Here is a 7,996-nt window from a genome sequence, read left to right as displayed (position 1 = left end):
TTTCTCTCTCCCTGGGCCGATCTTTTTCTCGTGGAATCAATTCACTCGAACAAAGTACAGGGGACTCCGGCATGGCCGGGACCTACATGGCAAACAACTGGAAATAAGGTGCACTCAATCTAAGCTTGTATCACATGGCAACCATTCTGGAACGGACAATTCACACATGTGGATAACTTTGTCCATAAACACAGGTTAATGTCTTAAGGGTCTCTACCGTCAGCTGCCGCCGATTTCGAGGCTGCAGCGATGCCCGGCCGGCAGCTTCCGGTCGGGGTTCGGCAGCTCCAGCACCACCACGAAGGTCGCGCTGGCCGCGTCGAAGACCGGGTCGACCGCGACGACCTCGGCCGGATAGGCGCCCTCGATCGGCGGCGCGGGATGCACCACCGCCTGGGCGCCGATGCCGATCCGGCCATAGAGCGAGACCGGCAGGAAGGCCTCCACCCGCAGCGGGTCGAGCTGGACGATCTTCACCACATGGTCGTCCGAGCTGACATATTCGCCGCCCGACATCGCCCGCTCCTGCACGACGCCGTCGACCGGGCTGCGGATGCTGCGCTCGCCGAGCGCGATCTTCGCCCGCGCCAGCTCCTTCAGCGCCAGGTTGCGGTTCAGCTCGGCCTGCATCAGCAGGCTCTGCGCGGCGATCAGCTCGGTCTCCACCTGGTCGAGCGCCTCCTGCGTCGCCACCCCGCGGTCCTGCAGCCGCGACACCCGGTCGAAGCGGCGCTCCATCATCCCGACCTGCTTGGCCTGGGCGGCGACCACCGCCTCGGTCTCGGCCCGCAGCGTCAGCAGTTCGACCGTGCTCTCCTCGATCTCCGAGGTCAGCCGCGCCACCAGCTGGCCCCTGGCCACGGCATCGCCGCGCTCGACCAGCACCTCCTCGAGCAGCCCGGCCGCGGGGCTTGCCAGCTCGATCGTGCGCAGCGGATCCATCAGGCAGTCATAGCCCTCCTGCGCCAGCGCCGGGGCGGCGGCGAGGCAGAGGGCGGCACAGGCGGCAGGCAGGCGGGTCATTCGAGGCCTCCGGCAAAGGACAGGAGCTGGCTGAGACGGCGGTCCTGGCGGACCAGGTCGCGGCGGGCGCGGGCATGGCTTTTCTCGGCGCGGCGCTGCGCCCGGTCGAAGAGCGCCAGCCGCGGACCGGCGCCGATGAGCGGGACCCGCGCCAGCGCCTTGAGGAACGGCGCGTCGATCACCTCGAGCAGCGGATCCTCGAGCGAGAGGATCGCCGCCACGCTGCCCCGCTCGCCGCGGCGCCCGGCGCGCCCGGCCAGCTGGCGGTCGATGCGCCCGGCATCGTGGCGCTCGGTCAGGATGACATGCAGCCCGCCGGCCGCGGCGCTGCCGGGCGGCAGCGCGATGTCGACGCCCCGCCCCGCCATGTTGGTCGCCACGGTGATCTGCCCCGCCTCCCCGGCGCGGGCGATGATCCCGGCGGCCTCGTAGTCGTTCTCGGCATTCAGCACCGCATGGGGCAGCCCCGCTGCCTCCAGCGCCTCGGCCACGGTCAGCGAGGCGGCGACGGAACGGGTGCCGATCAGCACCGGACGGCCGCGGGCGGTCTCGCGCCGGGCCTCCTGCGCCACCGCCGCCCAGCGGCAGGCGGCGCTGCGGTGGATCTGCGGCCGCCGGTAGCGCAGCCGCGAGGGCCGCCGCGGCGGCACCCGCTCGACCTGCAGCCCGTAGACGGCGCGCAGCTCGCCCGCGACCTCGCGCGCGGTGCCGGTCATGCCGCAGAGATGGACATAGCGGCGGTAGAGCCGCTGGTAGGTCATCCGCGCGATCGCCAGGTTCTGGCCGGTGACCTCGACCCCTTCGCGCGCCTGCACCAGCTGGTGGAGCCCGTCCGACCAGCTGCGGTCGGGCTGCAGGTGCCCGGTATACTCGTCGACGATCTGCACCTTGCCGTCGCGCACCAGGTACTGGTCGCCGCGCCGGAAGATGTGCAGCACGCAGAGCGCCTGGGTGACGACCTCCTCGCGGCGGATCGCGCTCTGCCAGAGCCCGCCCTCCGTGCCGGCCATCTCCGCCAGCCGGGCGCGGCCCTGCCGGGTCAGCTCCACCCGGCGCTCCTCGGCGATGACGCGGTAGTCGCCGCCCTCGGCCAGCGCCCGGGCCAGTTCCAGCGCGCGGGCGCTCCAGGCCGCCTCGGCCTCGGGGTCGGTCATCCGCGACAGGATCAGCGGCGTGCGCGCCTCGTCGACCAGCACGCTGTCCGCCTCGTCGACAATCGCGAAATGCAGCCCGCGCATCACCGGCCCGGCATCGCCGCCGGGCTCGTCGACGATGCGGCGCAGGCGGCTTTCCACCGCGTTCGGCCCCGCCGCGCCGAAGCCCAGCCGGTCGCGCAGGTAGTCGAAGGCCATTTCCGAATTCGATCCGTAGGTCACCGGCGCGCGGTAGGCCTCGCGCCGCGCCGGGCGCTCCATCCCCTCGAGGATCACGCCGGTGCCGAGCCCCAGCCGCCGGTAGACCGGGGCGAGCGCAGCGGCGTCGCGCTCGGCGAGATAGCCGTTGACGGTGATGACATGCACCGGGATCCCCGCCAGCGCGGCGGTGGCGGCGGCAAGCCCGGCGGTGATCGTCTTGCCCTCGCCGGTATCCATCTCGATCAGCCGCCCCGAGAGCATGGCGAGCGCGCCGCGCATCTGCACGCGGTACTGGCGCTTGCCGATTTCCCGGTGGCTGGCCTCGCGCGCCAGCGCGATCCCCAGCGCGATGCTGCCGCGGCAGAGCCCCTGGCGGCGGATGCGGGCGCGCTGGCAGAGGATCTCCTCGTCGAAGGCGCGCTCGGAGAGCTGGGCGAACCGTGCCGAGATCCGCTCAGCGCGCGCGACCTCCCAGCGGCGGCGGACGGGCATGGTCCCCCGTGCCGCCGCCGCCGAGAGACGGCCCAGGACCGCCGCCCCCGCCTCGTCGAGCCAGCCGGGATCGCGCTCCGCCCGTTCGGGGTAGAAGCGCACCGCGGGCGCGGCGAAGCCGGGGGCGGCGTCCGGGACCATGGCGGTCAGCCCTCTGCGTTCTCGAGTTCGGGCTGCGGCGCGGCGTCCTCGGCCCCGTCCGGCTGCGCCTCCTCCTGCAGGCTGTCGCCGAAGGTGTTCAGCATCGACTGGAAATGCCGCATCGAGAAGAGATGCAGGAAGGTGCATTCCAGCTCGTCGGTGTCGAACATCGACCGCAGGTCGCTGTCGGCGATCTTCTTCAGCGCCTCGCGGTCGACCGTCATGAAGCCCGAAAGCGAGCGCTGCGCGCCGCCGGGCAGCTTGAACTGCGCCTGCATCGGCTTGAGCAGGCCGAGATCCAGCAGCCGCTTGCAATAGGCTTCGGTGCGGCGGAACTGGCCCTGGTATTCCTGCAGGAAGCGCAGGATGTTCTGCAGGTAGATCGTCTGCCGCCCCTCGGCGTCGAACAGCCGCTCGCCGCGGCCCTCGCGGTTGCAGCCCTCGTAGCTCTCGTCGATATTGAGGATGAAGTTCCGGTTTTCCGCATCGGTCGAGAAGACGAAGGGATAGCGGCGCACGAAGGCGGGGACATAGCTGCCCTGGCGCCAGGTGCCCTCTTCGCTGACATGGAAGTTCTGGTCCGCCTTCACGCCGAGGATCACGGCCGGCATGACCTTCTCGGCCGTGCCCGCGAAGACGATCGGGTAATGCGCCGCCGCCGCCGAGAACTCCACCGCGGTCAGCGGCACCGAATTGACGCTGCGCGCGAAGCGGTACTGGCCGCCGGTGCGCACATAGAGGTCGCCATGCGCCCTCGGGGTCACGGGCCTTGCGGTCTCGTAGAAGAGCAGCTGGGTCATGGTGTCTTTCTCCCTTGGTTGATCTCTGCCGGCGTCTCAGGCGGTGGCATCGCGCGAGACGAAGTATTTCAGGAAGACCCGCGTGGCCGCCTGGTAGAGGCGCCCGGCGAGCGGTTCGGGGTCATGGGCAAAGCGGACATGGACGCGCGCGCCATAGACCGGCACGGCGACCGGTTCGGCGAGCTCGAGGTCGAGCTGGAACATCGGGTCGAAGGTCTGCAGCCGCTCGCGCGGCAGCGCCGGGTCGAGCGAGGCGCGCCCGCCGCCTTCGCGCGCCAGCGCCAGCGAGGGCAGCGTGCGGCTCAGCACCGGGGTGGCGCGGGCCAGCCGCGCGGGATGGGTGCGGCCGGGATCGAAGGCGAAGCGGATGCCGATCTCGCGCGTGGCGCTGCGCACCAGCCCCGAGCGGATGCCGGGCACCACGACGCGGATCGCCGGGCTGTCGAAATCGTCGATTACCGCCAGCTGGTCGCCGCGCCGCGCGAAGGAGCCCTCCAGGTCGGCGCCGCGGGGCAGCATAACCCGCCCGTCGCGCCCCGCCGTCACCGTCTGGCCCGCGATCCGCGCATCGGTCAGCGCCAGGTCGGCGCGGGCGGCCTCCAGCTCCTCTTCCATGATGCGCACCGCCACCTGGTCGAAGGGCGCCTCGGCCGCCAGCCGACGCGCGAGCTCGGCGATCCGCGCCGCCAGCACCTCGCGCCGTGACAGGATCAGCGGATCCTCGATCCGCAGGAGCGGCGTGCCCGCGCGCACCGTCGCCCCGGCCTCGACCAGCACCGCGCCGACCTCGCCGTCCCAGGTGGCATTGGCGAAGGCGCCGGGGCGCGGGATCACCACGCCTTCGGCCATGGTGTTGAGCGGCACCGGCACGAAGAGGAGCCCGCCCGCCAGCGCTGCCAGCGTGCCGCCCGTCACCGCGAAGGCACGGCCGCGATGGCGCCGCAGCGCGGGCGCGGTGAAGAGCCACCAGACGCCCTTGAGAAGCGGCAGCACCAGCATCAGGAACAGCGCCCAGACCGCCAGCATCACGCCGATGAAGAAGAACCGCGTCGCCACCAGCCCGATGATCGCCAGCATGATGAAGAGCCGGTAGATCCAGGCCGCGGTGGCATAGGCGACGAACCAGAAGGGCTCTGCCCGGGCGGTGGCGGGGGACTCGGCCCAGTCCATGCCGAAGGCATGGCGCTGCACGAGATAGCCCAGGTAGCGGTTGGCGCGCTGGCCGAGATTGGGGATCTCGAGGATGTCGCAGAGCGCGTAGTAGCCGTCGAAGCGCAGGAGCGGATTGCCGTTGAAGAGCAGGGTCGAGATGCCGCCGATCAGCATCACGTTGAAGGCCACCGCGCGCAGGATGCCCTCTTCGGCATGGGCCCAGACAATCATCGCCAGCGCGGCCAGCAGGATCTCGACCAGGATGCCCGCGGCGCAGACCGCGGCGCGGCGCCATTTTCCGGGAAAGCCGATGCTGTCGGAGGCGTCGACATAGGGCACCGGCATGAAGACCAGGAACATCAGGCCGATCTCGTGCACCTCGCCGCCCCAGCGCTTGATCGCATAGGCATGGCCCAGCTCGTGGCAGGCCTTGACGAAGGGATAGACCAGCAGCAGCAGCAGGATGTTGTCCCGCGACAGCGTCCGGTCGAGCACGTTGCCGGTCAGCGGCCCCCAGTTCAGCGCCGCCGTCACCCCGCCCCAGGCCACGATCGCCAGGAAGAGCGCCACGCCCGCCCAGGACAGGAAGGGCCGCACCAGCGGATAGGTGGCCGCCAGGAAATCCTCGGGGTCGAAGACCGGCAGGCGCAGCGCCAGCGGGTTCAGCACCGAGCGGACCAGCGTCTGGCGCGCCTGGCGGCGGCCGCGCTCGGAGATCTCGACGATGTCGGGCGGCACGTCGCCCGAGAGCACATCCGCCGAATAGAGCTGGCCGACCAGCCGCACCAGCTCGTCGCGGGTGACGGCGTCGATCTCCATCGCCGCGACGGCATGCTCCCAGATCTCCTCCAGCGTGCGGCTGCCATCCATCATCGCGACCAGCCGGTAGGCCTCGGGGGTGAAGCGGTGGAACCGTCCGGACAGCCGGTCCTGCAGCACGTGCCAGAGCGTGCCGCGGTAGAGATGGCGGTGGATGCGCACATGCGCGCGCAGTCGCGGACGGAACCCGGCGACACGGTACCAGGAGGCGGCATTCCAGCTCCGGGTCTTCACGGCTGCCACCTCCAGGCGGCAAGCCGCGCCCAGTCGGCGAGGTCGTGGAACAGCACCCAGCCCAGCCGCCTCTCGCCGATCTCGGTGCGCGAGACGCCTTCCATGCCGGGGCGCGCCCGGGCGAATTCCCCGTCCAGCGCAGCCTCCACCAGGAAGTAGTTCCGCCCCTCGCCCTGGCGCGCCAGCGGCGTGATCCGCTCCACCCGGTAGCCATGCGGCGCCTCGGGCAGCGCCGACAGCCGCAGGCTGCCCTCCTGCCCCGGGGCGATCTGGGCGATGTCGCGCTCGTCGATCTCCAGCATGACGCGGAACCCGTCGAGCGGGGCGATGCGGAACAGGGTCTGGCCGCGCTCCACCGCGCCGCCGACCGACTGGCTCAGGTCGCCCTCGACGACATAGCCGTCGAAGGGCGCGCGGATGCGGGTGCGGGCGAGCTGCTCGCCGACAAGGCCGAGCTGCGCGTCGGTCTGGTCCAGCTGGGCGCGGATGATCGAGGCCTCCGCCACTTCGCGCGCGGCGATGGCGCGGTCGAGCTCGCGGGTCTTCTGCTGGCGCGCGGTGGCCAGGCGCAGCTTTTCCAGGGCCAGGTCCTTCTCGTCGAGCACGGCGAGGATCTGGCCCGCGGCCACCCGGTCCCCCGCCCGCGCCGACTGCGACGCGAGATAGCCGTTGAAGGGCGCGATGACGCTGCGCTGCACCTTGCCCTCGAGCCGCACCGGCGCGGTCACCGCATAGCCCGCCGGCACCAGCCACAGCGCGGCCGCGGTCCCGGCCGCGGCCAGCGTGGCGATCTTGGCGCCGAAATGGCGCGGCCCCAGCAGCGCCGAGAGGCCGTGGCGCAGGCTCGCCCAGGCCTTGGCGGGCAGCCAGCGCCCGTCGCGGCGGCGGTCCTCGAGGATCGGCCCGGCAATGGCGGCGACAGCGTCGCAGATCTCGACATCGCGGGCGGTGAAGGGCGCGCCGGGGCGGCGCTCGAAGCAGAGCGCGCCGATGATGCGCGGCCCGGCGGCCAGCGGGATGGTCAGCACCGCGCCCGCCCCGTGCGAGACCGACAGCTCTTCCGCGGCGCGCGAGACGCGGAATTCCCAGTCCGCCGGGGCGGGCCAGAGGATCACCGCCTCCTGGTCGGCCGCCTCGTCCATCGCCAGCCCGGTCTCGCGCACGAAGCTGGCGCGCTTGCCGAAGCCCGCGGCGGAGGAGACCGCGCGCACCCGCATCCGCCCGCCGCGAGAGAGCCCCAGGCTGACCGTCTCGCAGTCGAGCCGCCGCGCCAGGCCGGTGACCAGCGCCGCGCCCGCCTCGTCGAGCCGGTCATGTTCCAGAAGGCAGGCGAGCATGTCGAAGGCGACGGTCACGCGCTCGCGCAGGTCGCCGTCGCGCGCCTCCTGCTCGCGCCGCAGGAGCAGCTCGATCCAGCCGATCCCCCATTGCAGCCGCCGGAAGAGCGCCGGGGTCGGCGGCGCCGTGTCGGGCGCGCTGACCGCCACCGCGCCGAAGAGGCCGCCAAGCGCCTCGATCGGGCAGGCCAGCACCCGCCGCCTTGTGCCTTCGCCGAGGACGATGCTCTGCTGGGAAGACACCGCCTGCGCCGCCGCCTCGGCCAGGTCCGGGGCCGCCGCGCTGCCTGCGGGCCAGCGCGCGGCCTGCGCGAAGGGACCAGCATCGGGGCCCTCGCCCGCGACCAGCAGCCCGGCGGACATGCCATCGATCTGGCGTGCCAGGAGTCCGAGCCAGCATTCGAGATAGCTCTCGACGGTTTCAGCCTGCTGGAACCGCGCCCAGAGCATGCGGTCGAGCACCGCGTAAGAGACCTGCGGGCCAGGCTCCTCCCCGCCTGGGAGCGCCTCGCGCGTACCGTCGATCACTGGCCATTCCTCCCGCTGGCGGCGCTCCTGCCGGACTTGCCCGTCCGGTCCCGTTTCCGCCGACAGGGCCAGCATCCGGCCCGAAATGCGGCCCTGTCAATATAATTCACGATCC

General features: G+C 71.8%; 5 protein-coding genes. All 5 read right to left on the bottom strand.

The genetic code is table 11. From position 1 onward, the window contains the following. Positions 1-219: 219 nt before the first annotated feature. The 5 genes from FGX59_RS11600 to FGX59_RS11580 are packed head-to-tail and all read right to left on the bottom strand — an operon-like array spanning position 220 to position 7,881. On the bottom strand, positions 220-1,023 hold the full coding sequence (locus tag FGX59_RS11600) for an efflux RND transporter periplasmic adaptor subunit (RefSeq protein ID WP_138466706.1): 804 nt from the start codon (positions 1,021-1,023) through the stop codon (positions 220-222). Next, a complete protein-coding gene (locus FGX59_RS11595; protein WP_138466705.1) occupies positions 1,020-3,011 on the bottom strand; it encodes a hypothetical protein in 1,992 nt (663 codons plus the stop codon). The genes FGX59_RS11600 and FGX59_RS11595 overlap by 4 nt, the downstream gene beginning before the upstream one ends. Before the next feature lie 5 nt (positions 3,012-3,016). Beyond that, a complete protein-coding gene (locus tag FGX59_RS11590; RefSeq protein WP_138466704.1) occupies positions 3,017-3,811 on the bottom strand; it encodes a SapC family protein in 795 nt (264 codons plus the stop codon). 36 nt (positions 3,812-3,847) lie between these two features. Further along, on the bottom strand, positions 3,848-6,016 hold the full coding sequence (locus tag FGX59_RS11585) for a peptidase M50 (protein WP_138466703.1): 2,169 nt from the start codon (positions 6,014-6,016) through the stop codon (positions 3,848-3,850). Continuing rightward, a complete protein-coding gene (locus tag FGX59_RS11580; RefSeq protein ID WP_138466702.1) occupies positions 6,013-7,881 on the bottom strand; it encodes an HlyD family efflux transporter periplasmic adaptor subunit in 1,869 nt (622 codons plus the stop codon). The genes FGX59_RS11585 and FGX59_RS11580 overlap by 4 nt, the downstream gene beginning before the upstream one ends. Positions 7,882-7,996 lie beyond the last annotated feature (115 nt).

Source organism: Poseidonocella sp. HB161398 (assembly GCF_005870025.1).
Taxonomy (GTDB): domain Bacteria; phylum Pseudomonadota; class Alphaproteobacteria; order Rhodobacterales; family Rhodobacteraceae; genus Mangrovicoccus.
The sequence above is the reverse complement of the archived record's forward strand: the minus strand, read 5'-3'. Positions and strand labels throughout refer to the sequence as shown.

What these genes read in the sequence shown, in the direction of transcription:
- FGX59_RS11600 (WP_138466706.1), bottom strand. Translation starts at nt 1,023, where the DNA reads ATGACCCGCCTGCCTGCCGCCTGTGCCGCCCTCTGCCTCGCCGCCGCC.
- FGX59_RS11595 (WP_138466705.1), bottom strand. Translation starts at nt 3,011, where the DNA reads ATGGTCCCGGACGCCGCCCCCGGCTTCGCCGCGCCCGCGGTGCGCTTC.
- FGX59_RS11590 (WP_138466704.1), bottom strand. Translation starts at nt 3,811, where the DNA reads ATGACCCAGCTGCTCTTCTACGAGACCGCAAGGCCCGTGACCCCGAGG.